Raw genomic sequence first — 26,948 nt, forward strand, 5'->3', positions numbered from 1 at the left:
TTTCCCTTGTAATGAACAATTATTCGCCAAAAAGGATTCGCGTCATTTCCGCATAGTTGTTTAGGAAATGTTTGGTAACCATGTAGTGTTCGGTTTCTTCGTAGCGCACCTGTTTGATGCCAGAATCATCCAACTGGTAAATGGTAGCGCCCGGATAAGCTAATAAAATGGGGGAGTGGGTAGCGATTATAAATTGCGAATTTTCATTTACCAATGTATTGATAAGCGAGAGTGCCGCCATTTGTCGGTTTGGCGATAAGGCGGCCTCCGGTTCGTCAAATATATAAAGTCCGTTGCCGGTAAGCCTGTTAGTTAGCGTAGCCATGAACGATTCACCATGCGAGCATTCATGAAGTGATCTTACACCGTATTGTCTTTCAAATGTATCCCGATCTTTTTCGCTTTCATAGGCATTTTCCATATAGGTAGCCAGGTTGTAATAACTTTCGGCGCGCAGAAAGAAATAATCGGTTGGCTTTTTGAAGCTTTTAATCCCGGTTAAATAGTTGAAAAGCTCCGATGAATTATTATGTGTTTGAAACTGTGCGTTTTTTGAGCCGCCCTCGGTACTGAAACCCATCTGCAAAGCGATAGCCTCTATCAACGTTGATTTTCCCGAACCATTTTCGCCGATGATAAAAGTAATATCGGGATGGAACTTCAATGAGTTTAAATTCCTGATAGCCGGGATCTGAAATGGATAGGTATTGAAAGATGGCACCATCTCACGTTTCAGTTGGATTTCTTTAAGGAAAGGTTTGGCTTCCATGGTAGGGTAAAGATAGGGATTCGGACTCGATGCTGTAAGGACGATACTTCAGGCTGTTTTTAAAATGACATTTTCAACTAAATCCTCTATGAAAGAAATTGCTTTTGTTTCTTTTATAGTTATCGTATTTGGATGGGCAGCGGTATTTCTAAAATTGAGTTTTTCATCTAAGATTTTTCTAATATCGTTTGAGATGATTTTACCAACTCTTAAAAGTTCAATGAAATCTGATTCTTTTATATCCGAGAAGTCTTCCTTTTTTGCTACAACTATTTTTTTGTATTTACCATGAGATTGGATAGCGCTGTTGAACATAGTTAATTTTCCATTCAGAACTACTTCATATATTGCATCCATTGTTAAGAGCCAAGTCATGACTATTGAAGCCCTATAACATTTTGTTTCGAAGCAAATCACAGCTTCCTCTAAAAACTGTTTTTGTTCTGAGCTTGTTAACTTGGGCAGTAGGTTGCGTAACGCTGTGGATATGTTTTGCGAATGTTGGTTTTCTAAATAAAGATTATCGAGTTCTTTCTTGATTGTCCTATGAAAAGTATATGAAGTGTCTTTTTTGAGAAAAATGGGATTTCTTCCTTCGGAGAGTTTTATAAAATAGTGAGCGACATTTGCTGGGACTTTTAAGTTTTCCTCAATAAAGCAGTTTTTTATCTCTGTTGAGGTAAAAACATTTTTGTTATTTACAACATTGTAAAAGTAAGAAACCAACTTGGTTTGTTCTATTTGCGAAAGTGAATCAAATGAATCAGTTCTATCTATAAAATTACTTATTGTCATTTACGTTTTGATTTTTCTTCATTTTATGCTCTATCTGATTTTCTCCCAGAATGGTGATTTTAAGGTTGTTACGATCTGATGTGTCAACATATTGGTCTTTTCGACTTATATTTCCTAAAGCAGAATGTATATCAGGAACAGGTAATCCGATTTCTTTGTAACAAGTATATATAGTATTGATGCCTATATTGGAGACTTGTAAATGCTTTTCCAAATAATACACAATTATTAAAATAACCTTTGAAGAAGTGGTGACATTATATTGGTTATAAAAGTTTTTTAAACTTTCCTTTCCCGATGGATATAGATTTAGATCATTTACTAAAGTATAACTTGGCAAGCTTGAAGGTTTCCCCTTTGTCTTAGCTGGCACATCTTTAGAATTTTTTTGTTCAATTTCAGATACTCCAGATTGAGTTTTAATGTTCTTTTTTTTGGAAATATGCCTTGCTGATCCCTTTTCTTTATTATTTATGAGATTTTGTAAATAGGTTAGATTTTCTCCTCTAAATTTAATCTCAGAGTCGTTTATAGTCACAAAATAGTTTTTAAATAAACTTCTCCAATTTTTAGAAAAATTAGAAACATGTGAATCAGTTTTTCTTTTGGACATATATCTTTCGTACACTTTTTCTTTTGTAAATGTTTTTTTGGAAAAATCGCTTTCGTAAAAAGCGTAAATTAAAATCCATTMCGACTCCGAACAGTTAACATTCATTTCGACATCATTCAGATGTGGGAATTGTGATGAGTTTTCGTCAATAAGCATTTTTTTATGGCCAATCTCATTCACTTGAGTAGGTTCAGATTCATTTAAATTGGGGACGTCAAATTGTTCTGTATCTGAAATGTCTATGCTTCCTAACTGATTGTAGATGACGTTTTGATTACCTGTTAAATTTTGAATTAACCCTTTAATTCCTTCTTTGCCCACTTCATTTGTCAATGAGACTTCACAGAAAAGCTCATCTTTTGTACGCTTATAAACAACAGTATTTTTATCTGTTTCCTTTTCTTTCGTTTCAATTCTTACAGGAGTTCCGCACTGAAAGCAAAACTTAGAATCTTTTATCACTAAAGAATTGCAAGAGGAACATTTTACTCGTGTCCCACAGTTAAAACAGAAATTGATTCGTTAGGAATAAGCGTCGTACAAGTTGAACAGTTTATGAAGCTCATATTAATGATATTATGATTATGAACGAATATACTTTGAAATAATAACAATTACAATGTCAGTGTTTTATCCTCGCATCTAACGCCCATAATCGTGAGACTACAGGCATAGATTTAATCCTCTGGCTTTTCCTTAGCATCAGCCATCCTTACAATCCTTGGCTGAAAACTTGCCAGTACATCAACCAAATCATGCTGGGCGGCCATTACGGTATGGATATCTTTGTATACCATCGGTGCCTCGTCAAGGTCGCTTCCTATTAAGGTGATGCGTTTAGCTACAAGATTGGCGGCAACTGCTGCCGGATCTACAGTTTTAAAAGCAGCGCTTCGGCTCATTAAACGGCCTGCACCATGCGATGCCGAGTTGATAGAAGCTGCATCTCCTTTACCGCGCACCACAAAGCCGGGTGTACTCATACTGCCGGGAATAATACCCAATACGCCTTCGCCGGCAGGGGTTGCACCTTTTCGGTGTACCATTACTTCGGTACCATCGGCAAGCTGTTCTTTCCAGGCAAAATTGTGATGGTTTTCAATCATCATTACCGGTTTAAGGTTAAGCGCACGTGCTATCTTGTTATGGATCTCGTGGTGGTTGGCGCTGGCATAATCGCCGGCCAGGTTCATGGCAATCCAGTATTCCTGCCCTTCGTCATTATCTAAATTTAACCATGCCAAATGTTTGGCTTCCTGCGGAAGTTTGGTTTTGCTCATGGCAATTTTTGAGTAATGGTCGGCAATGTTACCCCCAAACCCGCGAGAGCCTGAATGCGACAACAATGCCAAATAACTACCCGCCGGGATACCTTCAAGCGCGCCTTCGGCAACGGTGAGCTCACCCCATTCCACAAAGTGGTTACCGGTTCCTGATGTTCCCAACTGGGCATAGGCTTTATCCTTCAGGTTACGGATCACCTTGGTTTCGCTCCATGTCGGCCTGTCGAATAGCGAGGTGTCAAAATGCGTTTTGGTAACCCCGCCAATACCAAAGTTGGTATGGTTAAGCAAAAGACCTTTAAGCATATCGGTTTCGGTATCAACCACACCGGCAGGCAAATCAAAAATGCTCAGGCACATACGGCAGGCAATATCCACCCCAACCGCAAAAGGGATAATGGTATTGGCAGTTGTAGCCAATACACCACCAATCGGTAGCCCGTAACCCTGGTGCGCATCGGGCATTAAGGCACCTGCAATAGCTATGGGTAATTTAACAGCTGTTTTCATCTGCGCCAATGCACCAACCTCAATATGTTCAATACCATAAACCGGGAAATCGGCTATCTCCTGTTTCAGGGCGAAGTTGGTTCGTGGCTGTTTCATGAATTTGCCTTCTTTACGCAGATCAATCACAGCTTCGGCCAGGTTCTTGAACTTACCGCCTTTTTTAAGGGCGTAGGGCATCGGATCGTCAATAAGGGCTTCCAGATTGGCCAGAATCTGTTCTTTATCCATTACGCCATGTTTTAACAGGCCATTGGCCACACGGCTAAAGTTCTCTAATATTTTTACGTCGTTAATACCTAATGAGGTTAGTTCGTTGTTGCTTATTTTTATCTTTTCCATAGCGCTCCTGAACCTCCGCCAATTGGCGGAGGAGTTTCTTGATTAGCTGCTTTTGTTATTTAATGATACAAAGTAAAATTGCAACTGCGCAATGTATTTGCGTAGTGAAAAATAATTTAATAATATTATAAAAAAAATGGTCGTTGTTTATGCCGTCATCGTCAGTGAGCATCAGGGAAATCCGGAAAATAAACGTGATGACCTATAAAATATATTTTAACGATAGTGCGCGGGGGCCGCGTTAGTGATAGGAGCGGATACCGGCCTTGTGGCTAATGCCTGTGCAGTATGAGCGGATAGCACGGCCGCAGGCAACGCCCATATTTCTAAAATGACCAAAAAATATACTTAATAATCAATGATTTACAATTATGTTATTATTGGGTACGAAGCAATCCCCAGCAAGCAGAGCAGCTATGCAAATCTCCCTGTACAGTTCGCGATTGCTTCGTACCTCGCAATGACGGGTGGTAAACATCCGAAATCCCAAATCAAAATATGCCCGTAAACCGCAACGCCCTTATCCGCTACCGAACTATCGACAGCTGCCTGCAAAACCGCCGCAAACAATGGACACTTGACGACCTGATTGAAGCCTGCTCCGAAGCCTTGTACGAGTACCAGGGTATCGACAGCGGGGTAAGCCGCCGCACCGTACAGGCTGATATTGAGATGATGCGCAGTAATAAGCTGGGGTATGAAGCGCCCATTGTGGTGGTTGAAAAAAAATACTATACCTATTCGGATAAAAGTTACAGTATCAATAACATCCCGCTCAATAACCAGGATATGCAGGTGCTTAGCGAGGTGGCCGGTTTGCTGGGCCAGTTTAAAGGCCTGGGCCATTTTGCCGATCTTAATGAAATGGTAACCAAACTGGAAGATAAGATCTACAGCCAGAAAACACACAGGACGCCCGTGGTCGATTTTGAAAAGAATGACAACCTGAAGGGTTTGGAGTGGATAGAGATCATCCGCAAGGCTATTGTGGCTAAGAATACGCTGTGCGTTACTTACCAATCATTTAAGGCCCGGGAGGCCAGTACGTTTTGCTTCAGCGCTTATTTGTTGAAGGAGTACCGGAACCGCTGGTTTGCACTGGGGGTATCACATATCAGGAATAAGCCGCTGCTTACATTGGCACTTGACAGGATCCAGACCGTTGAGGTGCATGCCGACGAATACATTGAAAATACCCGGATCAACCTTGCCACCTATTATAACGATGTGCTGGGCGTAACCAAATCGCCGGGGCAGCGCGACGGTGAAGTTATTTTTTGGGTAGATGATAAAAACGCTCCGTATGTTGTTACTAAGCCATTGCACCACACGCAAAAAATACTGAAGATTACGGCAGATGGAACTATATTCAGTATCAAGGTGATCATGAATTTTGAGCTGGAACGTGAGTTGCTTGGTTTTGGGCCTAAATTGAAGGTGCTTGGTCCGCGGATATTGGTTAAGCAAATGAGGGACTTGCTTCGCAAATCATTGGATCAGTATTCGGGTGATAGCCCTATCCCGCATGGAAGGAATTTGAGTAGCCTGCTGAATTCATAAATTCGAGAGTTTATTTATCTTGGTTCTATTATGTTAACTGAAAAAGAAACCACCAGGCTAAGCAAGTTTTTAAGCCTGGTATTACGCCACCAACCCGAACTGATAGGCGTTAAGCTTGATGAACAGGGATGGATTGCTGTTGATGAATTGCTGCAGAAAGCAGGTGCACATGGTAACATTATTACGCCAGAAGTATTAAACCATATAGTTGAAACCAATGCTAAAAGGCGTTTCGCGTTTGATGATACGCGGCAAAAGATCCGCGCCAGCCAGGGCCATTCGGTTGAAGTAGAGCTTGGTTATGAACCACAAACGCCTCCTGATGTGCTGTATCACGGCACTGGAAGCCAATCGGTTGAAGCCATTTTTCAAGCAGGGATCGAAAAGCAGAGCCGGCAACATGTACACTTGAGCAGCGATCTGGAAACAGCAGTAAAGGTTGGTCAGCGGCATGGTAAGCCTGTAGTGTTAACGGTTGCGGCAGGGGAGATGCACCACTTGGGATACAAGTTTTATCTGTCGGAAAATAAGGTGTGGCTTACTGACTTTGTACCGACAGATTTTATCAGAAAATACTGATTTAAGCCTGCGCAATCCGAAATCGAACATCCGAATTTCGAAATTTGAAAATGACATTGTCTTGACTTTTGTACCAAAATAGTCGAAACTTTATTTTTAAAAACGCTTGCAGTTTATGTAGCAAAGCTGTTACATTTAGGAAATTGTAAACTGAAATGCCAAAACACATCCTGATTATTTACGTATTGGTTGCCTGCTGTATCATGGGCATTATGATCAACTCATTTGTAAAATGCTGGTTAAGCAAAAGGGCTGAGCAAAGGCGGATGCTGAAGCCTGTTAACCGTTCTTAACCGTTTACCCTTTTTTAGAGCAGGCTCCGTGATCAAAACAGAGCCTGCTGAAAAGTATCCTTTATGTTTTTCCATTGATGTGCACAAGAGGGCTTACCAGGCTTATAATATCCGCATTTAAAACTCCCGCGATTAAAATAAGCCGCTCGAGTGTAAGGCCAGTATAACCGAGTTCAAGCTTGCTGTAAGTGTTTTGGGAGATGAAAAGTCGCCCCGCCATATATTCCTGCGAATAATTCCTGTTTTCCCTTAACGTTCTGATATTATCTGTTATCTGCTTAACTCTAATCCTGATCTCCTCATGAGGTATGCTAATTTTTTTCATATATTATATTAATAATATAAATTATATCAAATTACGAAATTTTTATAACGTTGGATTTTACGAAGTTTCATTAATACCTATACCTATAAAACAGTAACGCGGGCGATCTTAAAAAAAACATGAGGCTGAATCATATATCAAATTGACAACCCTTGGTGTGTGTTACCTGTAAATTGAAATTTAGCCGATAATATTTATACAAAAATGGGTTAACATGATTTTTGAAAAAAAAACATGTAATTAATTGATTGTTAGATATATAAATAAATATTAACCCTGAATTGTGTTAACCCTGTTAACCCCCCTTTGTTAATAGAGTCAATCTAACCCAAAACTATATATCGCTTAAGTATCTGGATAAGTCAAAAAAAACGAGGCTGATCATGATTTATGTTACAGACTCGCTTTTGTTCTTAAGGTACACCGGAGCTGTTTTCTAAAATTCATCAAAAGCAAAGGTTTCGGTTTCAATTTCAATAGGTTTCCTTGACAGCATTTCTGGGCGGATACTGGCCAGGTACACAAATGGGGCTACAATAATAGCCGCTTGTTTCAGATCGTCTATCATCAGGTGATCGTAATTGCCTATATTACTGTATTGTGTGGTGGGGACGATCAATAAAGCATTGATAACGGCGATGATATCCATAAATAGCGTAAAAACCGCATTCCGAAAGCGTATAAACACTACACTATCAGGGTGTTTTTATTGTCAATTTTATTTTCTCTAATTAAAGCCGGTTAACAGGGTTATCATATTATAGTTTATTAAACTAATGGACAAGCCCTATTTCGGAGCATCCGTGTGAACTAATCAATATCAATTTATATAAACCTTAAATTACAACCTATGTCTTTTTTAAAAAACCTGTGGGACCATGTAAAATCCCTGTTCCACAACGCTTCAGACGTTGTGCATGAAATCATTACTGTAGCCGACAAAGTTGCTAACACACTTAAAAATATAGAGGCAAGCGAAGCCGGACAATTTTTGGAAACAACACTCGAAACCCTGGTGCCGGCGTCAGCAGTAATTGTGGATGGTATTAAAACATGGTTACCCAAAGTGGTTACCGAATTGAATTGGGCCGTACAGGAAGACGGCAAGACAGATAAGGAAAAGATAGCCGACGCTGTAACTTATTTAGCAAAGTTGAAAGGTGCAAATCCCGATGCTTACGCAAGTCAGCTAAACACTTTAAATGCCCTCATCCAAAAATGGATGTCAGATCAGCAAGGTGCCGGACTTAATATTCAGCAGGCACTTACTATTAGCCAGGTAAACCATAACCCTGATCTGGTTTCGTCCTAACAAAATTGAAACCTTAATCACAACACTACGATTAACACTTACGAGGTTTGGAAAACTTCGTAAGTGTTCACTATTCTGATTTTTTGATAATTTCTCTTACTATGTCATCAAGTTCAAGGGCCGACATGGTAATGAATTTTGCCAATTCGGTCGCATCAGGATTGTGATCAAGGTGATCTCCCAACAGGTCAGCAAGCCCCATGATACGGGCAACGGGAGCGCGTACAATATGGGCCTGGGTCCAGGCAATTTCCTTTAACTGGATGTTTTGCTTTTCAACAGCGCTTACGTGATCTTTTAATTGGGTAACATCCCGTTCAATCGAGATCCAATGGGTTGTTTTGCCTGTATTATCCCTAACCGGCGACACTGATTTACTGCTCCAGTATCGTTCGCCATTCTTTTTGTAGTTAATAACTTCAACTTCAAAAGGCCCGTTGTGCTCAAAGGTGTCAATCATCTCGCCCGTATCAGGCAAGGGATTGTTAGCGCCCCATAAAATATCGATGAAGGTATCTGTAACCTCCCATTGGCTGTAGCCGGTGATATATGTAAAGGCTTCATTTACATATACAATTTTTCGTTGTAGATTGCTATTTGGGTCGGCCTCAACAATTACTACTGCATCCGTAGCATACCGCAATGCCGACTCGGTAAGTCTGAGCCATTGCTCCTCTTCTTTTTGGCGGGTGGTATCCTGCATCGCCCCGATAACCCTTATTGGGGTACCTGTAGTGGAGTCCCTGACAATAAACGCCCGGTCAAACACGTGCTTATATTTTCCATCTGCGCATAAAAAGCGGTAGCTCAACTGTAATAGGGTGTCACCGTTTTTTAATGCTTTGTTTATTTGTTTGTTAATTAAGTCAAGATCGGCGGGGTGAAGTTTGTTTTTCAGCCATTTATTTACATCCCTGGTCTCATTCAATTGATGTCCAAATACATGGCTCATGCCGTAGTTATATACAATGGTATCGTTTGCTATATCCCAATCCCAAATGGTATCACTGGTAGCCTGCGCAACGGTTTCAAAGCGATTATTGCTTTGCTGCAGGCCGTTAAACAGCATGGGCAGTAATATGGCAATAACAGTGCATAGTATGATCAGGTTGCTTGATACAGCTATCCACGAACCAAGTGTGTATTGCAAGCTAATGCCGTTTTTTAATAGATTGAAATGGATACAAATCCCTACTGATACGCATATAACTGCATTGGCGTACACCGTACAAAATGGATGCTCGCCATGAAAAACCAGCAGGCAAAAAAAGGTCAGTGCCAGTAAATACAATAGCCCTGGCCCATACCAGCCAAGGTAATAGAGTAAGCCAACTGCTAAAAGGTATAGCAAACCAATAAACCATGACTTGCGCGCCTTAATACTCATGCCCGGTAACAATACTGAAGCGGTAATGCTAACTACAATAAATATATCAAAAGCAGCCAGCATATACAGGTGACTAATAATACTCATATACACACCCGGCACCAGCGCTATCAGGAACAGCGGGAACAGGTATATCATCATGGTGGCAAATAATTTGTTGCTCCAATAGGGAAGGCCGTGTAACTGGGCCGAATCGCCCGAACAGTTTTGGGTAATAGTACTTTTGTGGGCCTGCCAGATGCGCATCAGTTTTTTCTTCTTACTGAAATGTCAATTAATCTACTACTTTGTTGTTGGACGGGCCGTACGGTATATAACGCAAGGGCAATGTAAGGCAAAAGGTAAGGCATAGATGTAGTACCGTCAGTTTACTAATATATTGAATAAACACATAGGTTGTACGGGCTTTGATGTTGTTATGTAACAATGTGCTATAATGTTTAATTTAATTCTTGTTATTTATGCTCATAATGAGATATTTATGAGGTTTAACTGTCTGTGTTTTTCTGTTTGCCTGACATTAATACTGCTTTTAATCATGTAAAATTATGAAAAGGATACTCATATTAGCTTTTATTCTTATTGGTAGCGCTTTTGTTAGAGGTGTATCGGCTCAGCAAACCGGTAATAAGCTTCCGCGTTTATTGATCAGGCTGGATGATATCGGTATGAACCATTCTGTAAATATGGCCATGCTCAAGGCTGCACAAACGGGTATGCCGCTTTCGGCTTCGGTGCAGTTTGCATGTCCCTGGTACCAGGAGGCCGTTGAAATATTGAAGCAATATCCTAATGTTACGGTCGGGGTTCATCTTACGCTCACATCCGAATGGAAAAATTACCGCTGGGGACCGGTAACCGGTCGTACGGCTGTTCCAAGCCTGGTTGATTCAAACGGGTATTTTCCGCAATCAACAAGGGCGTTTGCTAAAAGCGGGTATAAGCTCAGCGAAATCGAAACCGAATTATCGGCACAAATAGAAAGGGCGCAGGCATCAGGATTAAAAATAACCTATATCGATCCGCATATGGGTATAGCACTTTCCACTCCCGAATTACGGGCCCTTACCGAAAAGCTGGCGCACAAATATAAACTTGCCATATCAACCTTAAGCAGCGTAACTTACTTCGGCGAAACTTATAAGGAAATGTGGGGCGAGCCTATCGCCACGAAAAAGGAAGCATTTTTGGCATACATAACCAAATTAAACCCTGATAAGCCTAATATGATGGTGCTGCATACTGCTACTCCAAGCCCCGAAATGGATGTATTGGTGGATATGAACAGTAACATGATGAACTCAAAAGAAGGTAAGCCGCTTACCAGTCTGCACCGCCAAACTGAACTCAGCGCTTTGCTCTCGCCGGAGTTTGCAGCCATGATCGGCAAAAAGTTTCAACTTATTAATTATGATCAGTTGCTTGCAGGTAAGGATATCAGCGTACTTAAACCTGTCGACAATAAATAGATACTTTATTTTTTTGAAACGGCGATTACAACAATGCCGCCAATAACAAATAATCCGCCAAGGTAAGGTGGCCAGTTAACAGTTTTTTCCCTGTCTGCCGATACCTGTATTGGGCCGGCATCAATGATCTTTTCTTTTTTGGTGTAAGTAAAGCCAGTCCAGATGAGCATGGCCGCGCCAACGATGATAAGCAGGATCCCTATAGTTTTGTTCATGGTTTTATGATTGGGCTACTTTACATGAATGAATTTTACGGCCATTTGTTTTAATTTATCGCCTTGGCTGCTATATAAAGTTTTTTAGCTTTCAACTTTTCTTTAGATTAGAAGCCTGAATCCGGAACGGTTAACCTTTGGCCGGATTTTTCGCTAACAGCCTGAAAATTAGTTACCATAGATGCAAGATGATTTGATACTGGAAACCATATCGGTTACCAAAAACTTTTTTGGAGATAAGTCTTCGGGTGTTAATAACGTTACCATTTTCATTCCGAAGGGAAAGGTAACGGCTATAGTTGGCGAAAGCGGCAGCGGGAAAACTACATTGTTAAATCTATTATACGGTACGTTGGAACCCGATCATGGCGAGGTGTTTTTTAAGGAAGAACAGGTGTTAAGCAGGGAGAAAGGATTACAGCAGGCCCACAAAGTTATGCGGATGGTAACCCAGCATGACAACGACCTTGACCCGCGCGTATCAGTATGGGATACCATAAGTGAGGGGCTGCCCGCCGAAGATCAAAGCCACGCCATACGCCACGTTACCGAAGCATTGAACCTTTTAAATATTTATCCGCTTAGGGAAATGCCATTTGGTAAACTAAGCGGGGGCGAGAAGCAACGGGTAACTATCGCCAGGGCATTGATCAGTCGCCCCGAAGTTTTGCTCCTTGATGAACCCTTTAACCAGGTTGATGCTACCTATCGTGAAGGATTACAGCATGATATCAGGTACATAGTAAAGGAATGGAAAGTTACTGTAGTATTGGTGTCGCATGATCCTGCCGAGATCCTTTCTATGGCCGATGAGCTGATCGTGCTCAAAGAAGGCGAGATAGTGGAAAATGGAAGCCCCGAGCAGTTATATCATTCGCCTAAGCTGATGTACACGGCGCAGATCCTTGCCAGTTGTACCCGGCTAACATCGGCCCAGGCAAAAGTTTGTGGCATAAAAAGTAAACGTAGTGTTGTTGTTGTTTATGCAGAACATATTAAAATAAGTAGTTTAGGTAGCAAGTGGCTGGTGAAAATGGTATTGTTCAAAGGTTTTTTTGAGGAACTCATAGTTGAAAAAGATGACCTGACATTACGGGTGCTCAATTACGACAGGCGTAAATACCCCGTTGGGAGTAAAGTGGGTATCAGCATCAGTAAATATTTTGAGTTTGGGAAGTGGGAGAGTTGATTTATACTCTTGTTTCTTTGGAATTTTTAAATAAACATGTCATCGAGGACGAACGATGAAGCAATCGCACGGAAGCTAGGCCGTTCTGTATAGTATGCGATTGCCACGCTATCGCTCGCAATGACATGGTTTTTATTTTTTGTTCCAGCACTTGTTGTCACTTCGCCACCGCTAATTCTTCTGTTTTCGCCTTCCTGTATTTCGATAGATTGATCAGTAACACACTGCTCAATATTACAACCAGCCCTAAAACCTGTATTAAATTCACGTGTTCGCCTGCAAAAATCACGCCCAGCAATACAGCTATCACTGGGTTAACGTATGCGTATGTACCAACCTGGGTAGCAGGTCTCACCTGTAAAAGCCATACATATGCGCTAAATGCTGCTATCGACCCAAATACAATCAAATAGGCTAAAGCATACCAGCTGTGCGCCGGTATGGCGTTCCATTGAACTTTGCCCATCTCGTTATTTAAAAAGCTTGATGGCAGGAAGAACATACCCGCTGCAAGCATTTGCCATGCAGTATTCACCGATACAGAACCTTTGGTGTTATAATGTTTGGAATATAATGAACCCGAAGCCCAACCCAACGTACCAAATAATAGTAATATCATTCCCGGTAGTTTTGATGGTCCTGCTGATGAACCAAATACGTCGGCAATCTGGTCCCGGAATAAGAGGATCACACCTATAAAGCCAATGATCAGGCCGGCGATGGTGCTTTTGCTTTTAAAGTTGGTGGCCCAGTTTGGCTTATCAAGCAATACGAACCAAATTGGTGGCGAGGTTACCATAATGGCTACCATAGCGCTCGGTAAAGTTTGTTCGGCCCATATTACTGCGCCGTTACCAATTACTAATAGCAGGAAACCGCTTACTGCCGCATGCAATATGTTTTGCTTTACAAAGATCTTTTCGCCCTTAATTACGCACCACACCATTAATAGCAAACCGGCCGTGACAAACCGTAACGCACCCAGCAACAGCGGCGGGAAACCGGCTACGGCCATTTTTATAAAAAAATAAGTAGAGCCCCATACTATATAAACAGTAGCGAAAGCTATAACAACTAATAGGGGTGATGCGGGTTTTGCGGTTGTGGGTGTCATGGTGTATTTATTTTTCGGGTATTACCAATTGTTGTTGTTCTTTTTTGGTTTCGAGTACTATGGTGGTACGGGTACTCAAAATGTTGGGTATTTTGCTGAAGTTGGTGCGCATTAAATGCATCAGCGATGCCGAATCATAAGTGCGCACTTTTATCAGGTAGCAATCGTCACCGGCTATATGGTGTACTTCCTGTACTTCGGGTATTTTTGCAAGTTCGCTTGATGTAGCGTCGCTTCCGGGGCCATCTGCGGCACGCATAAAAATAAAAGCCAGCAGTTTTTGTTGCAGCGCTATCGGGTTAATGCGTGTGGTGTATTGTTGGATCACGTTTTTCTGTTCCAGCTTTTTTACACGCTCCAGTATGCCTGAAGGCGCCATGCCAAGCTCGCGGGCAAGGTCGGCATTGGAGATCCGGGCATTTTCCTGCATCAATCGTAAGATGTGCAGGTCGGTTTTATCTAAAATGATTTCTGGTTCGTTAATCATACAGTAATATTCGTTATTAATTGAATAAAATTCAAGTATTTTTAATTAAAATGAATTTAATTCGACAAAAGTGTCTTTATGGTGTTTAAACATCGTTGTTTAAGTTGGGGGCCTGATTAAATAAAATGCCGTTTTTACTGTCAGAAATGGCTTTTATGTACTAAATAGATTTTTTTGAAAAAAATTAAAATGTTTTTAAATCACAATCGTCTTTATCTTTAAATAGGATAAAGAAATTGACAACAGCGATAATGCCCCAGGACAAAAACAGCCACATCATACAAACAATTGCTTCGTATGGTAAAAGCCTGTTGGGATTTATTCGCCGGAGGGTAAAAAACGATGCCGATGCCGAGGATATACTCCAGGACGTTTGGTACCAGTTTAGCGCTGTTATTAATTCTGAACCGATTGAACAAACCAGCGCCTGGCTATACCGGGTGGCCCGGAACAAAATAACTGACAAGCATAAAAAAAAGACAGAAACCCTGCTTGATGATATGCTGGCCGATGGTGAAGATTATGATGATGAGGCTCCGGACTTTAAAGCCATACTCCTTACCGAAGCTACCACTCCCGAAACCGAGTATTTGCGCAACCTTTTTTGGGAGCAGTTATTTTTTGCGCTGGATGAATTGCCCGAAGAACAAAAACAGGTATTTGTTTGGCATGAGCTTGAAGATATCCCCTTTGAGGAAATTGCCAAACGTACCGGGCTAAATACCAACACGCTGGTATCAAGAAAACGTTATGCGGTATTACACTTACGCAAACGACTTGCCCAGCTTTACCGTGAAATTACTGAATATTAAAAATTAAGACATTATATAACATGAAACCATTTTTTTATAAAAGGCGATTTTTTTTCATCCCGCTTGGGGTGATCGCTTGCCTGGCCGTCATTAGCTTTATAGTGATGCAGCTTTGGAATAATTTACTGCCGGATATTTTACATGTAACAACCATTACTTACTGGCAGGCTGTAGGCATATTTATTTTATGCAAGATTTTGTTTGGCTTTGGTAAAGGCGGCCCTAAAAGCGGTGGAGGTGCCCCCTGGATGCGCGGACGTATGGCCGAGCGGTTTAAAAATATGAGTCCCGAAGACAGAGATAAATTCCGTGCGCAGTGGGAAGACCGCATGTGCGGATGGAAAGGCCGTGGGCATGGCAGGTTTGGCCGTGACTGGGACGATTTTAATACCACGGTTAACGAAGAGAAGAAAGCCGAATAAACAGAAAGATTGGCTTATATGAGATTTGTTAATCGGTTGTATTAACAATCAGGATATTAGCTTTAAGCTTTATATAATTTAATATTTATTTACCCCACAATAGCTTTACAATGGATGTACTGGTATTTGCAACAAGCGTAAGACAAAAACGGCAGGTGAGCCGGGTGCAAAATTTATTGACTAAAGTACCAGCCATTGCCCAATGGAATTTTGACCTTGAAGATTGCGATAATATTTTACGTGTGGAGGCAAAGGATATTTCACCTCGTTATATCGAATCGCTGTTGCAAAAAGCCGGCATCCATTGCCAGGAACTGGAATATTAATAAACTACAAGAATTTTAGTTAAGTGATTGTTTGGCGGCCCGGCTTATTTTTTTGCCGGGCTGTTTATTTCAATCCAATAGCCATCCGGATCCTGGAAATACAATTGCAATACCCCATCTGCACGATAGGTAGGTTCTTTACTGTCGCCTTTCCAGTTTGAGTAAGGGACCTTCATTTGGTCAAGTGTTTTTGCAAACTCTTTTACCGACGAAACAGTGAAGCAAAGGTGTACTCCCTTAACCTGTTTTTCGTTACGGTCGGCTTGTATAACGTGAAGTTTTACATTGTTGCCAAGGCTGTACCATTGATGTACGGTATCAGCAAACGGATTGTCGACCTTTTTGAGGTGTAATACTTTGGTGTAAAATTCAGTGCTTTTTTTAAGGTTACTGGTGGTAATGGCAATGTGATCAACCACGGGCGAGATATCAGTACCGTTTTGAGCTTTACAAACTGCAGGTAAAAGCACAGTTATTGACAGCAGTAAAGTGGTTATTTTAACTGTTTTAATGATTATTGATGGCGATCTCATATTTAGGATTGGTAATTTAAATGCCTAAATATATAGGTTTAGCATTGTGGTTTATACAATGCACAAATAAATTACACAAATCCATTTAATGAAAGCTGAATATTAATTTTTCCTCTTCAAGGTTAATACAATCAGTGTTGTGTATGTTCCAGTCATTAATATCAATAAGGCCCGGATGGGTCCTGTAATGACTGTCATCAACAGGGCATTTAACCACGTATCCGATATCTTTAATCAGCACAATTATTGGTCTTGCACCGCAAATCTTGCAGCAGTTGCAATCAACCGATCCTGGTATATTTACATAACCCCTCATACTTCATCCAGCGTTTAATAAAATTTTTAATTGCGATTAGTTATCAGGTCGTTCAACTTAGTGAAGGTATTTATCGTATTTTATCCCAAAATGGTAAAAAAATCCTGATTGAGATTAAAATCCTCCATAAATATAATACGTAGGAAATTAAATTTATGTTACCGTGTTCAGCTATTTATTATTTATTTAAKGGGTAATAATAGTTTGTTCTTATTTTGTAGGGGCGTTTACGATAAATTAAGCCCTGAAAATAGCTATGGAACAATATAAACTAMATATCAATTATACGGTTAAAGGCCGTAAATGGTTATACATCTCTACTGTTATTATATGGTTCGGTTTAATTTTGCAAATAACCATATCAATTTCAGCTTACTTAAAATAGGGGCGAAGCCTTGCCGGTAGCCTGGTACAACTATTTAGTTATTTTACAATCCTGAGCAATTTACTTGCAGCTATATGTCTTACTTTTTTGTTTAAAACCAATAGCCGTTTAGGGAAATACATTTTTCAGCCACGTGTTTTAAGCGCTATTGCTTTATATATCACTATAGTAGGCTTGGTTTATAATCTGGTGCTCCGCAGCTTGTGGCATCCCGAAGGTTTATTTAAGCTGGCTGATGAATTGCTGCACTCCGTAAACCCGGTTGTGTTTGTAGTGTGTTGGTTAGCATGCTTACCAAAAGCAAATTTAAAATGGATACAGGCTTTAAACTGGCTTTGGTTTCCTCTAATCTATTCAGTATATGTATTTATCCGTGGTAGTATCAGCCATTTGTACCCTTATCCATTTTTGAATATCGATAAATTGGGGTTGATACAGGTTGTTATAAATTCATTACTCATGCTTATTGCATTCCTGCTCATCGGCTTTCTGTTTGTTTGGATCAACCGGATCATGTCAAAACAGAAGTCCGAACTTATAGGGTAGCTTGTTACTTGATTAAAGTGCTGCTGTAACATTCCTTTTACCGTGGTTTTGTTTTATTCTTATGGCATGATAAGTGATTAGTTGTATTCATATCTATTAAAACTTATAAATCATTTGCTATGAAAATCACTGTTTCACGCTCAATTGCACTGTTAATATTAGCCGCAATGGGTTTTACAAGCTGTTCTGCCGAATATCGCGAACGCCGCAAGCACCGCCACGATGAAAGGGTTCGTGTACACGAACGTGTAGTTATACATAACTAAATAAGGTAAATACAATAAAAGAGGCCGTGCTTTATCAGCACGGCCTCTTTTATTGTATGGCGATTAAAAACCGGGATCGTTTTATCTAAAAATCAATCGTTCCAGAGGTGCTTATGGTGAAGATTATTTTCCAGTTTGTTTTTAATAAAAAGGTCGTCTTTATGCAAAATGCAATCGCCGTGATTGATATCTTCTTCAGAAGTAACTTTGATGATACTGCCTGATATTTGTTCAACTATGCTTGATAGTGTGAGGAGCTCTGCGTCGGGTATTTGAACGGTTAATATTGCCATGGGTAGATGATGTGTTTTTTGATAATTCAAAAATATGGCAATAAAATTTACCCAATGTTTTATGAAAGTAAAATTTAAATAACCTTTATTTTACAAATGTGTCAACAATATTAATTCGCGGATTTAGTTACCAGCACCCAGTCGACAATGGTTTTGGCATCCCCTGCTTTTATTTTGTTAACTGTATTTTCCGACAGGCCATGGTAAGGCTTCGTAACCTTGTTAACACCACCCGGATAACCACCGCCTAAAGCGAAATTAAGGATGATGAATTTTTTATTATCAAAAGCCCAGCGGCCATATTTTTCGACCATAGCTTTGGTTACTGTATAAGTTACTTTACCGTCAACTTTAAAAACAAGGCTCTCCGGCGACCAATCGACCGAATATACATGCCATTGTGTAACATCAATCCTCGCCGGGAAAAATACACGTTTCGCAAGCGGTGTATTACCAAAGTAGCCCGGTCCGTGTAAAGCGTGGCTCACCCAGCTTGAGTCGCCAACAGTTTCCATGACGTCAATTTCGCCGCAATCGGGCCATTTACCGTTGCCCAATGCCCAAAAAGCAGGCCATAAACCGGCGCCCGATGCCATTTTCATTCTGCAGGAGGCGGTTCCATAAGTAAATTCCATTTTAGCTCGGGTGTTAATCCGTCCCGAAATAAAATCATATTTCCGTTGCTCTTTGCTGGTAAAGCCAGGCTGATACAGGGCCTTTAAAACCAAAGCGCCGTTTGTAGCTCCTTCGTCTTTGCCATCGATCATATAAATAGTAGCCGCCGAATCAACGTAAGCCTGCTGTTCGTCATTAACGGTATGGCCTGTAACTTCAACGTTCCATTGATTCCTGTTGAGGGTTGGTCTATTAAAATTTTCAAAGAAAACAGTATCCGTTTTGGGCTGCTTTTGTGCAAATACCTGTGCTGCTGTTAAAAGGCTTGCTGCTAACAGCAAATGTTTTAATTTCATTTTTTGATGATGTGAGATGAGGGTTTAAAAGTATATAAATTGGATGAAACGAATTTAGGGTTTCAGAATTGAGATTATAATTTTACAAAGAGGGGTGGAGGTAGCCGGGGACAACACTTTTGTCATCCTTAGTTTTGAGGGTCTACGGACTCTGAAGGAGAAATGACATTTTCACAACGTCATGTTGAATTTATTTCAACACCTCACTTGCTAAGCCATCATGCTAAGCAAATCGCCTACCTTTCTTGTGGGGTGCTGAAGCAAGTTCTATGACCGGATTTAACATGGGTATCATACTGAGCCTGTCGAAGCATGGTGGGCAGGCCTCTCCGCGCGTGTCTTCGACAGGCTCAAACTGACCCTCCCTTTTTAGTCGTTTGACCTTCAGAGTTCGCCAGATTTATACACTCAGCATGCCCCCTATTTTTATTATGTAATGGGTAGCGATAGTTCAACGTGACAAAGTTTTTGAACCCAATCCTGAATCCCTCCGCAATTTTACCCTTCAATTACCTTTACTTTTTTAAATTGCAGTCTTATAAATGTTTATATGCACAATAGTGGCTTTTTAAAGGTGTTCGCGATCATTGCGTTTATTAGTTTATTATTTGATTGGTACATCCACTCCGGCCTTAAAACCCTAACTGCCGACTGGCCATCAAACCTGTGGCGCAATGTTGTTTTGTGGGGATACTTAATCGTGTCTGTAGGGGTAACTGCATTGTTTTTACTGGGCTTTGGCGCTTTTAGCACAGCAAGCGGCATGCGTCCTTTCCACGAATGGATGCTGAGCTTGTTCCTTACTTTCTTTATTACTAAACTTTTCTTTATCATCATACTTTCCCTTGGCGATCTTGGACGTTTTTTTACAGGGATTTTCAATTTGATTAGTGGCTCGGGCGCTACAAAGGGGGAATCAGCTTTTCCCGGCAGGCGTAAATTTATCAGCGAGATAGCGGTATTGGTAGCTGCCGTGCCTTTTACTTCCTTCTTTTATGCAATGTTTAAGGGTAAATACGATTACAGGCTGCATAAAACCACGCTTTATTTTGAAGATCTGCCTGATGCGTTTGACGGCTTTACTATTACTCAGCTCTCCGATATTCATTCGGGAAGTTTTGACAATACAGCAGCTATGCAACGTGGTATTGACCTGGCTAAAGCCCAGAAAAGCGATCTGTTTGTTTTTACCGGTGACCTGGTAAATAATGCAGCGTCAGAAATTGAACCTTATATTGAAAGGTTCGGGCAGATCAAAGCCCCTTATGGGCAGTTTTCTATTTTGGGAAACCACGATTACGGCGATTACATTCATTGGGATAGTGAACAGGAAAAAGCAGCCAATCTGGATAAGCTTAAACAACACCACAAAGCTTTAGATTATCGCCTGCTATTGGATGAAAATGTGACTATTGAAAAAGACGGACAAAAGATCTCGCTCATCGGGATCCAAAACTGGGGCAGAGGTTTTATAAAGGTAGGCGATCTGAAAAAAGCACTTGAGGGGGTACCCCAAGATGCCTTTAAAATACTGCTCTCACATGATCCTACACATTGGGAGGAGCAAGTGCGCTACAATCCTACCACTATTCATCTTACATTGTCAGGACACACGCATGGAGCACAGTTCGGTGTAGAGATCCCCGGGTTTAGATGGAGCCCTGTAAAATACCGTTATCTCGATTGGGCCGGTCTTGCCAATGAAAAGAACCGTTACTTATATGTGAACCGCGGTTTCGGCTTCCTGGCATTTTCGGGCAGGTTAGGTATTTGGCCGGAGGTTACGGTTATTGAGTTGAAGAAAAAGGTAGCTTAAGCTTGCAAAAAGCGTTTGATATTTTGGGATCCTTATTTATGGCAAGGTTTTTATGCTTTTATACAAAGTATTTAAAACTAAAATTATGGCAACTAACAATATAAAAAGGATAAACAAGCATGATCCGCAGGTACAGCACCAGCATAGCAATGCCTGGGAGGTGATGAAGCCCTTCGTGCATTTTGGCGTGAAAGCAACTGCTACTATTGCTCGTGCACTTATCTCCATTATAAAACACATCCCCAAGCCCGACTCTCATAAACCGGCTCAGCAAACAGGTGGTAAGATCATCAAGATATAAAACGGTGAAACCGGTCAACAGCTGACCGGTTTTTTTTTGCGGTTATTTACCGTTATTTAACGGTGCAAAATTCGGTGTTTTCACGGATTGCAGCGATGTTTTTTAATACCGAAATTTAGGTGTTGGTTAAAATGCATATATACAAAATGCCATTATTTATAAAAGGCTGCTAATGTTGCCTTTTAGTAATTGAATAATATTTAAAACCTAAACCTTAACCTTGTCTTACACCCGCCTGTCCGGCGGGTGTTTTTTGTTTTATACCAGTTCAAATTAATAAGCGTTCAGTAAGCAGCTTTGTTGTTTAAATTACAATTTGTACTTACTTTCACCCGCAATGAATCATCTGTTTACCGGTTACAAAAGGCTTCAAAAATTAATATTCCCGGCGCTGTTATTTTCTGCTACATTATCAAAAGCGCAGGTTTTTGGTGGTAACCCGCCGTCAATAAATTGGAAACAGGTAAACACATCACCTGCCCGGGTAATATTTCCGGCTGGTTTGGATTCGGCAGGGTTGCGGGTTGCTAATATCGTTCAGCAAATGAACGGTTTGGTGAGGCCAACAATCGGGTTTAAGCAAAAACAGATTAGTATTGTATTGCAAAATCAAACTACCATAGCCAACGGTTATGTGGGATTGGCACCCTTCAGAAGCGAGTTTTATTTAACCCCCGAACAAAATAGTTTTGACATAGGCAGCTTGCCGTGGCCGCAACAGTTGGCCATTCATGAGTACAGGCATGTGCAGCAGTACAATAATTTTAATGTAGGCCTTTCGCATTTTCTCCGCATAATTTTTGGCGAGGGTGGTCAAGCGTTAGGTAACGATCTTGCCGTACCCAATTGGTTTTTTGAAGGTGACGCTGTATTTAACGAAACCCTGGTGAGCGAACAGGGCCGGGGCAGACTGCCTTATTTTTTTACCGGTTATCGTGCATTATGGGCTGCGGATAAAAACTACAGCTATATGAAACTCCGCAATGGTTCGTACCGCGATTATGTACCTGATCATTACCCTTTGGGGTATATGATGGTGGCCTATGGCCGGGAAAAATATGGCAGCGAGCTGTGGAAGAATGTGACACATGATGCCGCGGCTTATCGTGGCGGGTTTTATCCTTTTCAATGGGCTGTTAAAAAATATACCGGCGAAAGTTTTAAAACATTTTCAAATAATGGGTTCAGTTATTTCAAAGAGCAATTTGCTGAAGATAATACTCAGCCGGTTGTCGAACGAAAGAAACACTTTGATGCCAACCGGCAATACCCGGCGTTTGTAAATGATAGTACGCTTATTTATGCTAAAAATACCTATGACGATTTACCAGCTTTTTTCACTAAAACGGGTGATAAGGAAGTAAAGCTCAGCACCCGTTCTTATTCGTTGGATAGCTATTTTGATTATAATAACGGTAAAGTAATTTATGCATCCTATCGGCCAGACTTGCGCTGGGGCTACCGTAACTACAGCGAATTGATGCTGCTTGATACACAAACAGGACAGGAACATCGCATTACATCAAAGGCAAAATACTTTTCGCCAGCTTTTAGTGCTGATGGCCAAAGCATTGTTGCTGTACAGGTTGATCCCTCGGGTACAAGCCAGCTGCATATTTTAGATACCGCAGGCAAACTGAAAAACGAAATCCCAAACCCTCAAGGGCTGTTTTATACCTATCCAAAGTTTTATAGCGAGGGAAAACTACTATCAGCAGCGCGTAATAAGGATGGCAAAATAGGCATCGCTCTTACAGAGATCGCTACTGGTAAAACCGATTATCTAACGCCACTGAGTTATCGCCCTATCGGTTTTATCGCCCTGAAAAAAGATAAGCTTTACTTTACCCAAACTGATGGTGAAAACGACCGCCTGTTTATGATGATGCTTGCCGATAAAAGCGTTTTCGAGATGCTGCCGACAGGTAACAACAGTGGCATAGGCTATTATCAACCTGCTGTAAGCGACAATAAACTGGCTTGGGTAGGTTTTACTGCCGATGGTTATCGTATTAATCAGGCTAATAGAAAGGATCTGAAATGGATAGCAGCAGGTGGCGATTATGCACGTTATTTGCCTGAGCTGGGTATCACCGCGCTTAAAAAAGATTCGGCTGCCAATATGGTTGCAGGGATAGCAGATAAGCCATTGCCGGTTACCAATTATTCAAAAGCACACGGTTTGTTTAATTTTCACAGCATCATCCCTAACATCAGCGATCCTAATTATTCGTTTGCTATTACTGGTGAGAATGTGCTGAATACTTTCCAGTCCGAACTATCTTTTGATTACAATACCAACGAAGGTTATAAGCAATTTGGCTTTGATGCCATCTACGGTGCATTGTTCCCTTATATCTCGGTCGGGGCAGATTACACGCTTGACAGGAGGAGCTTTTACAAAGGACAATACGTTTACTGGAACGAAACTGCAGTGCATGGCGGTTTACGTGTGCCATTAAACTTTAGCGAAGGCAAACGCATAACAGGCCTTACCTTTGGCAGTGATCTGTATTTTAACAGTATCAACTTTCAGCAGGCTTACAAAAACCGCTTTGCCGACCGGTCGTATAGTTACCTTAATAATTACATCAGCTTCAATAACCAAACTCAGCAGGCGCAAAAAAACATCTATCCACGGTTTGCACAAAGTATTGGGGTTAATTACAAATCGGCAATTTCGGGCTCAGGGGCAATACAGTTGTTAGCAACAGGTTCGTTTTATTTCCCCGGTCTATTTGTGAACCACAACTTTGTGATCAGCCTGGCGCACCAGCAAAAGGGCAAGGATAATGTGATCAGTTTCTCTAATGATTTTCCTTTCTCCAAAGGTTATACTGCCGAAAACCTGGATAATATGAATAAGGTAGGTTTAACCTATCATTTACCGATAGCTTATCCCGATGCGGGCTTTGGTAACCTGTTTTACCTTTTGCGACTGCGCGGGGCATTGTTTTTTGATTATACCCATGCCAACGCCTCCAACTTTTTTACCGATGGCAGCAGTTTTAAACAAAACTTCAGATCGGCAGGAGGGACGCTGTATTTCGATACGAAATTCTTTAACCAAAACAGTATCACATTTGGCATCAGGTACAGCCGGTTGCTGGATGAGGACTTTTTTGGAGGAACGGGACGAAACAGGATAGAACTGGTTTTACCGGTTACGTTTTTTTAGAAGTAACCTAAAAAAACCGTCATTGCGAGGAACGAAGCAATCCCCTACTTACAGAGCCACTCTGTATAGCTCGCGATTGCTTCGTTCCTCGCAATGACGGCTTTTATATTGCACCATTTTAAAGACGCTTCAACTATTCGCCAGCCTAATCAATTCCTTGACCCGGTCAACTCCGGTTACGTCGATACTGTATTCATCGCCGGCTTCAGCGCTCATCATGATGCTTTCGTTATGAAACTTCATTTTACTCGCAACCTTGATCCTGGCCGACGAATGAACTTCCTTTACCCCTGTAAAATGGATCAGGTCGGCCACGTTGGCTTCACTTACACCGCTTCCGGGCATAATGCTGATACGGTCTGCTGCTTGTTCAACAAGGCGGTGTAAGTTGCTGGCGCCTTCGATAGCGGTACTTTTGCCTCCGGAGGTAAGGACGCGTTCACAGCCCATTTCGATGATTTCTTCAAGTGCTTTATGCTGATCTGCACACATATCAAAAGCACGGTGAAAAGTTACACCTAATCCCCATTGCCTGGCGAGGCGCACCATTTCGGTACAGCGCTCTATATCTATGGTGCCATCTTCGTTAAGGATACCAATCACAACGCCATCACATCCGGCATCAATACAATACCTGATGTCGGCCATCATGAGATTATACTCCATCTCATTGTACAAAAAGTCGCCTCCACGCGGACGGATGAGCACATAAAGCTTGATATGGAGCAGGCTGCGGGCCATTAATATGGTGCCGTGTGAGGGAGTGGTGCCGCCCTCCTTTAAATTTTCGCAAAGTTCAACACGTACAGCGCCGCCCTCCTGGGCCGCAAGGGCCGATGTAACCGAATTAGCACAAACTTCGAGCGATACGGGTTGATACATTTTTCTTTTATGTTTTTTAGTTCATGGATCATAGTTGATAGTTCATAGCCGGATTCGTCTATTTAGTCCAACATCCTAATAGCTTTTCGCCATAAACCATGATCTATCAACCATGAACCAAATAATTTCTATTTATAATAACTCTTTCCCGGTATTAACAGGTCCTGCTGCTGTGCATTACAAACGGCGTATGAAAAACCGCTTTGTATAGCATAAGCACCATATTCTCCTTTTTTGTTGATAGCTAAAAATCCAACCTGGATCTTTTTGGCTATTTCCGGCTTCTTTTTAATGATGCGGTTTACAGCTTCTTTGCAGGCATCTTCGGGCGATAAACCCTGGCGCATCAGCTCAACTACTAAAAAGCTGCCCACATTGCGGATCACTTCTTCACCAACACCTGTTGAGGTTGCGCCGCCAACTTCATTATCGACATAAAGGCCGGCTCCTATAATAGGACTGTCGCCAACACGGCCATGCAGTTTAAAGGCCATACCGCTGGTAGTGCATCCACCCGAAATATTGCCTTTAGCATCAATAGCCAGCATGCCAATAGTATCGTGATTATATTTATTGCCCGGTTTGCCTCCGTTTTCAATATTCATTACGGGGCTGTACTGGGCTTTTTTTAGCCATTCCTTCCAGATTTTTTCTGTTTCGGGAGTTAGCAGTTTTTCTTTTTTCATACCCTGCTCAACGGCAAACTGGGTAGCACCTTCGCCAACCAGCATTACGTGAGGTGTTTTTTCCATTACCAAACGGGCTACCGAAATGGGGTGGGCTATGTTTTCCATGGCAGCTACTGAACCGCAATTGCCAAACTCATCCATAATACATGAGTCGAGGGTTACGTGACCGTCACGGTCGGGCAGACCTGTACGACCCACAGTATGGTTAGTAATATCTTCGGCTTCGGGGATGCGTGCACCCGTCTCAATGGCGTCAAGCGCGCGGCCTCCGGCTGATAACACTTTCCAGGCACCTTTATTAGCAATGATACCAAAATCCCAGGTGGAGATAACAATAGGATAACCGCCCTCGGGTTTGGCAATGACAGTTTTTGCTATGGCAGATTTAGAAAGCGCTGCAAATGAAGCACCTGCGGCGGATAATTTGATGAACTTACGGCGGTTGTACATACCGCTAATATATAAAAAACAGCTATAAAAACCGTTTGGTTATGGCTGGATGACTGTTGTGCTATTCAAAATCGCGCTGGCAATTAAAACAATGCCATGCTTTGCGGCTGTAAAACGGAAATATCATCAATAAAAATGAAACGATGGCCGTAAACCAGTGAACCTTTTTTTCAGTCGCGGAACCGTATCGAACGTTGGTAGAACCACAATATGGACAGATCACTGCGTTAAGCGTTTCATCATCAATTTCAATGTGGTCCTGGTCGTGCAGATCGCCTTCGGCGGCTAAAATTTCACGGCAGCGCTCCAGGTCGCGTTCAAATATTTTTAGCTTGATGCCACCCACAGCCTGGTTGTAAAGCGGGTTGGAGCCGATAGTGTTTTCATCAGCAATAAAGCAGGGAATGCCATAGCCCTCCAGTTTGCTGCGGATGATATGTGCCAGCATAACATCGTAATAGGTTTCAAACGTTATGATCTTTTCTTCGGGTTGAACAGCCATGGTTGTAGATAAATATTGATC

The 26,948-nt window shown here is 41.5% G+C and carries 29 protein-coding genes; 13 read left to right on the forward strand and 16 right to left on the reverse strand.

The features are described from left to right. Nucleotides 1-19: 19 nt before the first annotated feature. The 4 genes from AC1DUD_RS23030 to AC1DUD_RS23045 form a co-directional block, all read right to left on the reverse strand. Entirely contained in the window at nt 20-769 is a 750-nt protein-coding gene (locus tag AC1DUD_RS23030; protein ID WP_477378752.1) for an AAA family ATPase, read from the reverse strand. Nucleotides 770-817: 48 nt separating this feature from the next. Then, on the reverse strand, nt 818-1,564 hold the full coding sequence (locus AC1DUD_RS23035) for a hypothetical protein (RefSeq protein ID WP_477378754.1): 747 nt from the start codon (nt 1,562-1,564) through the stop codon (nt 818-820). After that, nucleotides 1,551-2,639 carry a hypothetical protein gene (locus tag AC1DUD_RS23040; protein WP_477378756.1) on the reverse strand — a complete coding sequence of 363 codons (1,089 nt, stop codon included), beginning with the start codon at nt 2,637-2,639 and terminating at the stop codon, nt 1,551-1,553. Before AC1DUD_RS23040 ends, AC1DUD_RS23035 begins: the two co-directional genes overlap by 14 nt. A 215-nt stretch (nt 2,640-2,854) precedes the next feature. Then, nucleotides 2,855-4,309 carry an RtcB family protein gene (locus AC1DUD_RS23045; RefSeq protein ID WP_477378758.1) on the reverse strand — a complete coding sequence of 485 codons (1,455 nt, stop codon included), beginning with the start codon at nt 4,307-4,309 and terminating at the stop codon, nt 2,855-2,857. A 498-nt stretch (nt 4,310-4,807) separates the two neighbouring features. On the opposite strand from AC1DUD_RS23045, the gene AC1DUD_RS23050 reads away from it, so the two are divergent. Then, nucleotides 4,808-5,869 carry a helix-turn-helix transcriptional regulator gene (locus AC1DUD_RS23050; protein WP_477378760.1) on the forward strand — a complete coding sequence of 354 codons (1,062 nt, stop codon included), beginning with the start codon at nt 4,808-4,810 and terminating at the stop codon, nt 5,867-5,869. Between the two features lie 30 nt (nt 5,870-5,899). Beyond that, the gene (locus AC1DUD_RS23055) at nt 5,900-6,448 is read left to right on the forward strand and encodes an RNA 2'-phosphotransferase (RefSeq protein WP_477378762.1); all 549 of its coding nucleotides are present in this window, start codon (nt 5,900-5,902) and stop codon (nt 6,446-6,448) included. A 354-nt stretch (nt 6,449-6,802) separates the two neighbouring features. Here AC1DUD_RS23055 and AC1DUD_RS23060 read toward each other — a convergent pair whose 3' ends face one another. Continuing rightward, nucleotides 6,803-7,066, reverse strand: a complete 264-nt coding sequence (locus AC1DUD_RS23060) for a helix-turn-helix domain-containing protein (protein WP_477378764.1) — start codon at nt 7,064-7,066, stop codon at nt 6,803-6,805. A gap of 436 nt (nt 7,067-7,502) precedes the next feature. Continuing rightward, on the reverse strand, nt 7,503-7,715 hold the full coding sequence (locus AC1DUD_RS23065) for a hypothetical protein (RefSeq protein ID WP_477378766.1): 213 nt from the start codon (nt 7,713-7,715) through the stop codon (nt 7,503-7,505). Nucleotides 7,716-7,916: 201 nt separating this feature from the next. On the opposite strand from AC1DUD_RS23065, the gene AC1DUD_RS23070 reads away from it, so the two are divergent. Beyond that, the gene (locus AC1DUD_RS23070; RefSeq protein ID WP_477378768.1) at nt 7,917-8,378 is read left to right on the forward strand and encodes a hypothetical protein; all 462 of its coding nucleotides are present in this window, start codon (nt 7,917-7,919) and stop codon (nt 8,376-8,378) included. Between the two features lie 70 nt (nt 8,379-8,448). On the opposite strand, the gene AC1DUD_RS23075 is transcribed toward AC1DUD_RS23070, so the two are convergent. After that, nucleotides 8,449-10,011 (reverse strand): PAS domain-containing protein, encoded by a 1,563-nt coding sequence (locus tag AC1DUD_RS23075; protein ID WP_477378770.1) that lies wholly within the window; start codon nt 10,009-10,011, stop codon nt 8,449-8,451. A 302-nt stretch (nt 10,012-10,313) separates the two neighbouring features. On the opposite strand from AC1DUD_RS23075, the gene AC1DUD_RS23080 reads away from it, so the two are divergent. Beyond that, nucleotides 10,314-11,234, forward strand: coding sequence for a ChbG/HpnK family deacetylase (locus AC1DUD_RS23080; protein ID WP_477378772.1), 921 nt, complete (start codon nt 10,314-10,316; stop codon nt 11,232-11,234). Between the two features lie 5 nt (nt 11,235-11,239). On the opposite strand, the gene AC1DUD_RS23085 is transcribed toward AC1DUD_RS23080, so the two are convergent. Continuing rightward, nucleotides 11,240-11,449 carry a hypothetical protein gene (locus AC1DUD_RS23085; protein ID WP_477378774.1) on the reverse strand — a complete coding sequence of 70 codons (210 nt, stop codon included), beginning with the start codon at nt 11,447-11,449 and terminating at the stop codon, nt 11,240-11,242. A gap of 181 nt (nt 11,450-11,630) precedes the next feature. Here AC1DUD_RS23085 and AC1DUD_RS23090 point away from each other — a divergent pair, with 181 nt between their 5' ends. Next, on the forward strand, nt 11,631-12,638 hold the full coding sequence (locus AC1DUD_RS23090) for an ABC transporter ATP-binding protein (protein ID WP_477378776.1): 1,008 nt from the start codon (nt 11,631-11,633) through the stop codon (nt 12,636-12,638). Between the two features lie 157 nt (nt 12,639-12,795). Here AC1DUD_RS23090 and AC1DUD_RS23095 read toward each other — a convergent pair whose 3' ends face one another. Together AC1DUD_RS23095 and AC1DUD_RS23100 are read right to left on the reverse strand one after the other, a co-directional pair. Then, nucleotides 12,796-13,752 (reverse strand): EamA family transporter, encoded by a 957-nt coding sequence (locus AC1DUD_RS23095; protein WP_477378778.1) that lies wholly within the window; start codon nt 13,750-13,752, stop codon nt 12,796-12,798. Between the two features lie 7 nt (nt 13,753-13,759). Further along, complete coding sequence (locus AC1DUD_RS23100) at nt 13,760-14,239, reverse strand: Lrp/AsnC family transcriptional regulator (RefSeq protein WP_477378780.1); 480 nt, start codon at nt 14,237-14,239, stop codon at nt 13,760-13,762. A 251-nt stretch (nt 14,240-14,490) separates the two neighbouring features. On the opposite strand from AC1DUD_RS23100, the gene AC1DUD_RS23105 reads away from it, so the two are divergent. The 3 genes from AC1DUD_RS23105 (at nt 14,491) to AC1DUD_RS23115 (ending at nt 15,799) form a co-directional block, all read left to right on the forward strand. Then, a complete protein-coding gene (locus AC1DUD_RS23105) occupies nt 14,491-15,051 on the forward strand; it encodes an RNA polymerase sigma factor (RefSeq protein ID WP_477378782.1) in 561 nt (186 codons plus the stop codon). 20 nt (nt 15,052-15,071) lie between these two features. After that, complete coding sequence (locus AC1DUD_RS23110) at nt 15,072-15,473, forward strand: hypothetical protein (protein ID WP_477378784.1); 402 nt, start codon at nt 15,072-15,074, stop codon at nt 15,471-15,473. 110 nt (nt 15,474-15,583) lie between these two features. Beyond that, on the forward strand, nt 15,584-15,799 hold the full coding sequence (locus tag AC1DUD_RS23115) for a hypothetical protein (RefSeq protein ID WP_330863404.1): 216 nt from the start codon (nt 15,584-15,586) through the stop codon (nt 15,797-15,799). Between the two features lie 44 nt (nt 15,800-15,843). On the opposite strand, the gene AC1DUD_RS23120 is transcribed toward AC1DUD_RS23115, so the two are convergent. Next, entirely contained in the window at nt 15,844-16,332 is a 489-nt protein-coding gene (locus AC1DUD_RS23120; RefSeq protein ID WP_477378787.1) for a VOC family protein, read from the reverse strand. Between the two features lie 722 nt (nt 16,333-17,054). On the opposite strand from AC1DUD_RS23120, the gene AC1DUD_RS23125 reads away from it, so the two are divergent. Both AC1DUD_RS23125 and AC1DUD_RS23130 read left to right on the forward strand, forming a co-directional pair. Then, nucleotides 17,055-17,579 carry a Pr6Pr family membrane protein gene (locus AC1DUD_RS23125; protein ID WP_477378886.1) on the forward strand — a complete coding sequence of 175 codons (525 nt, stop codon included), beginning with the start codon at nt 17,055-17,057 and terminating at the stop codon, nt 17,577-17,579. A gap of 119 nt (nt 17,580-17,698) precedes the next feature. Beyond that, nucleotides 17,699-17,845 (forward strand): hypothetical protein, encoded by a 147-nt coding sequence (locus tag AC1DUD_RS23130; RefSeq protein WP_477378789.1) that lies wholly within the window; start codon nt 17,699-17,701, stop codon nt 17,843-17,845. Nucleotides 17,846-17,937: 92 nt separating this feature from the next. Here AC1DUD_RS23130 and AC1DUD_RS23135 read toward each other — a convergent pair whose 3' ends face one another. Continuing rightward, nucleotides 17,938-18,138: a hypothetical protein gene (locus tag AC1DUD_RS23135; protein WP_477378791.1), complete on the reverse strand. Its 201-nt coding sequence runs from the start codon at nt 18,136-18,138 to the stop codon at nt 17,938-17,940. Between the two features lie 110 nt (nt 18,139-18,248). Beyond that, a complete protein-coding gene (locus AC1DUD_RS23140) occupies nt 18,249-19,109 on the reverse strand; it encodes a glycoside hydrolase family 16 protein (protein WP_477378793.1) in 861 nt (286 codons plus the stop codon). A 550-nt stretch (nt 19,110-19,659) separates the two neighbouring features. On the opposite strand from AC1DUD_RS23140, the gene AC1DUD_RS23145 reads away from it, so the two are divergent. From AC1DUD_RS23145 to AC1DUD_RS23155, 3 genes are all read left to right on the forward strand, one after another. Continuing rightward, entirely contained in the window at nt 19,660-20,925 is a 1,266-nt protein-coding gene (locus AC1DUD_RS23145) for a metallophosphoesterase (protein ID WP_477378796.1), read from the forward strand. A gap of 85 nt (nt 20,926-21,010) precedes the next feature. Continuing rightward, the gene (locus AC1DUD_RS23150; RefSeq protein WP_477378798.1) at nt 21,011-21,226 is read left to right on the forward strand and encodes a hypothetical protein; all 216 of its coding nucleotides are present in this window, start codon (nt 21,011-21,013) and stop codon (nt 21,224-21,226) included. A gap of 337 nt (nt 21,227-21,563) precedes the next feature. Beyond that, a complete protein-coding gene (locus AC1DUD_RS23155) occupies nt 21,564-24,404 on the forward strand; it encodes a hypothetical protein (RefSeq protein WP_477378800.1) in 2,841 nt (946 codons plus the stop codon). Nucleotides 24,405-24,533: 129 nt separating this feature from the next. Here the strand turns inward: AC1DUD_RS23155 and AC1DUD_RS23160 are convergent, their stop codons facing one another. From AC1DUD_RS23160 to AC1DUD_RS23170, 3 genes are all read right to left on the reverse strand, one after another. Continuing rightward, nucleotides 24,534-25,286: a copper homeostasis protein CutC gene (locus tag AC1DUD_RS23160; protein WP_477378802.1), complete on the reverse strand. Its 753-nt coding sequence runs from the start codon at nt 25,284-25,286 to the stop codon at nt 24,534-24,536. Between the two features lie 128 nt (nt 25,287-25,414). Then, nucleotides 25,415-26,425, reverse strand: coding sequence for a glycosylasparaginase (locus AC1DUD_RS23165; RefSeq protein ID WP_477378804.1), 1,011 nt, complete (start codon nt 26,423-26,425; stop codon nt 25,415-25,417). A gap of 61 nt (nt 26,426-26,486) precedes the next feature. Continuing rightward, nucleotides 26,487-26,927 carry a putative signal transducing protein gene (locus AC1DUD_RS23170; RefSeq protein ID WP_330862383.1) on the reverse strand — a complete coding sequence of 147 codons (441 nt, stop codon included), beginning with the start codon at nt 26,925-26,927 and terminating at the stop codon, nt 26,487-26,489. Nucleotides 26,928-26,948 lie beyond the last annotated feature (21 nt).

The organism is Mucilaginibacter sp. P4_A11, assembly GCF_056402535.1.

Excerpts from the sequence above, each read along its gene's own strand:
- AC1DUD_RS23075 (WP_477378770.1), bottom strand. The coding sequence starts at position 10,011 with ATGCGCATCTGGCAGGCCCACAAAAGTACTATTACCCAAAACTGTTCG.
- AC1DUD_RS23080 (WP_477378772.1), top strand. The coding sequence starts at position 10,314 with ATGAAAAGGATACTCATATTAGCTTTTATTCTTATTGGTAGCGCTTTT.
- AC1DUD_RS23145 (WP_477378796.1), top strand. The coding sequence starts at position 19,660 with ATGCACAATAGTGGCTTTTTAAAGGTGTTCGCGATCATTGCGTTTATT.
- AC1DUD_RS23155 (WP_477378800.1), top strand. The coding sequence starts at position 21,564 with ATGAATCATCTGTTTACCGGTTACAAAAGGCTTCAAAAATTAATATTC.
- AC1DUD_RS23135 (WP_477378791.1), bottom strand. The coding sequence starts at position 18,138 with ATGGCAATATTAACCGTTCAAATACCCGACGCAGAGCTCCTCACACTA.
- AC1DUD_RS23090 (WP_477378776.1), top strand. The coding sequence starts at position 11,631 with ATGCAAGATGATTTGATACTGGAAACCATATCGGTTACCAAAAACTTT.
- AC1DUD_RS23105 (WP_477378782.1), top strand. The coding sequence starts at position 14,491 with ATGCCCCAGGACAAAAACAGCCACATCATACAAACAATTGCTTCGTAT.
- AC1DUD_RS23150 (WP_477378798.1), top strand. The coding sequence starts at position 21,011 with ATGGCAACTAACAATATAAAAAGGATAAACAAGCATGATCCGCAGGTA.
- AC1DUD_RS23045 (WP_477378758.1), bottom strand. The coding sequence starts at position 4,309 with ATGGAAAAGATAAAAATAAGCAACAACGAACTAACCTCATTAGGTATT.
- AC1DUD_RS23110 (WP_477378784.1), top strand. The coding sequence starts at position 15,072 with ATGAAACCATTTTTTTATAAAAGGCGATTTTTTTTCATCCCGCTTGGG.
- AC1DUD_RS23100 (WP_477378780.1), bottom strand. The coding sequence starts at position 14,239 with ATGATTAACGAACCAGAAATCATTTTAGATAAAACCGACCTGCACATC.
- AC1DUD_RS23060 (WP_477378764.1), bottom strand. The coding sequence starts at position 7,066 with ATGAAAAAAATTAGCATACCTCATGAGGAGATCAGGATTAGAGTTAAG.
- AC1DUD_RS23120 (WP_477378787.1), bottom strand. The coding sequence starts at position 16,332 with ATGAGATCGCCATCAATAATCATTAAAACAGTTAAAATAACCACTTTA.
- AC1DUD_RS23095 (WP_477378778.1), bottom strand. The coding sequence starts at position 13,752 with ATGACACCCACAACCGCAAAACCCGCATCACCCCTATTAGTTGTTATA.
- AC1DUD_RS23165 (WP_477378804.1), bottom strand. The coding sequence starts at position 26,425 with ATGTACAACCGCCGTAAGTTCATCAAATTATCCGCCGCAGGTGCTTCA.
- AC1DUD_RS23050 (WP_477378760.1), top strand. The coding sequence starts at position 4,808 with ATGCCCGTAAACCGCAACGCCCTTATCCGCTACCGAACTATCGACAGC.
- AC1DUD_RS23170 (WP_330862383.1), bottom strand. The coding sequence starts at position 26,927 with ATGGCTGTTCAACCCGAAGAAAAGATCATAACGTTTGAAACCTATTAC.
- AC1DUD_RS23085 (WP_477378774.1), bottom strand. The coding sequence starts at position 11,449 with ATGAACAAAACTATAGGGATCCTGCTTATCATCGTTGGCGCGGCCATG.
- AC1DUD_RS23035 (WP_477378754.1), bottom strand. The coding sequence starts at position 1,564 with ATGACAATAAGTAATTTTATAGATAGAACTGATTCATTTGATTCACTT.
- AC1DUD_RS23030 (WP_477378752.1), bottom strand. The coding sequence starts at position 769 with ATGGAAGCCAAACCTTTCCTTAAAGAAATCCAACTGAAACGTGAGATG.
- AC1DUD_RS23070 (WP_477378768.1), top strand. The coding sequence starts at position 7,917 with ATGTCTTTTTTAAAAAACCTGTGGGACCATGTAAAATCCCTGTTCCAC.
- AC1DUD_RS23055 (WP_477378762.1), top strand. The coding sequence starts at position 5,900 with ATGTTAACTGAAAAAGAAACCACCAGGCTAAGCAAGTTTTTAAGCCTG.
- AC1DUD_RS23130 (WP_477378789.1), top strand. The coding sequence starts at position 17,699 with ATGAAAATCACTGTTTCACGCTCAATTGCACTGTTAATATTAGCCGCA.
- AC1DUD_RS23160 (WP_477378802.1), bottom strand. The coding sequence starts at position 25,286 with ATGTATCAACCCGTATCGCTCGAAGTTTGTGCTAATTCGGTTACATCG.
- AC1DUD_RS23140 (WP_477378793.1), bottom strand. The coding sequence starts at position 19,109 with ATGAAATTAAAACATTTGCTGTTAGCAGCAAGCCTTTTAACAGCAGCA.
- AC1DUD_RS23065 (WP_477378766.1), bottom strand. The coding sequence starts at position 7,715 with ATGGATATCATCGCCGTTATCAATGCTTTATTGATCGTCCCCACCACA.
- AC1DUD_RS23115 (WP_330863404.1), top strand. The coding sequence starts at position 15,584 with ATGGATGTACTGGTATTTGCAACAAGCGTAAGACAAAAACGGCAGGTG.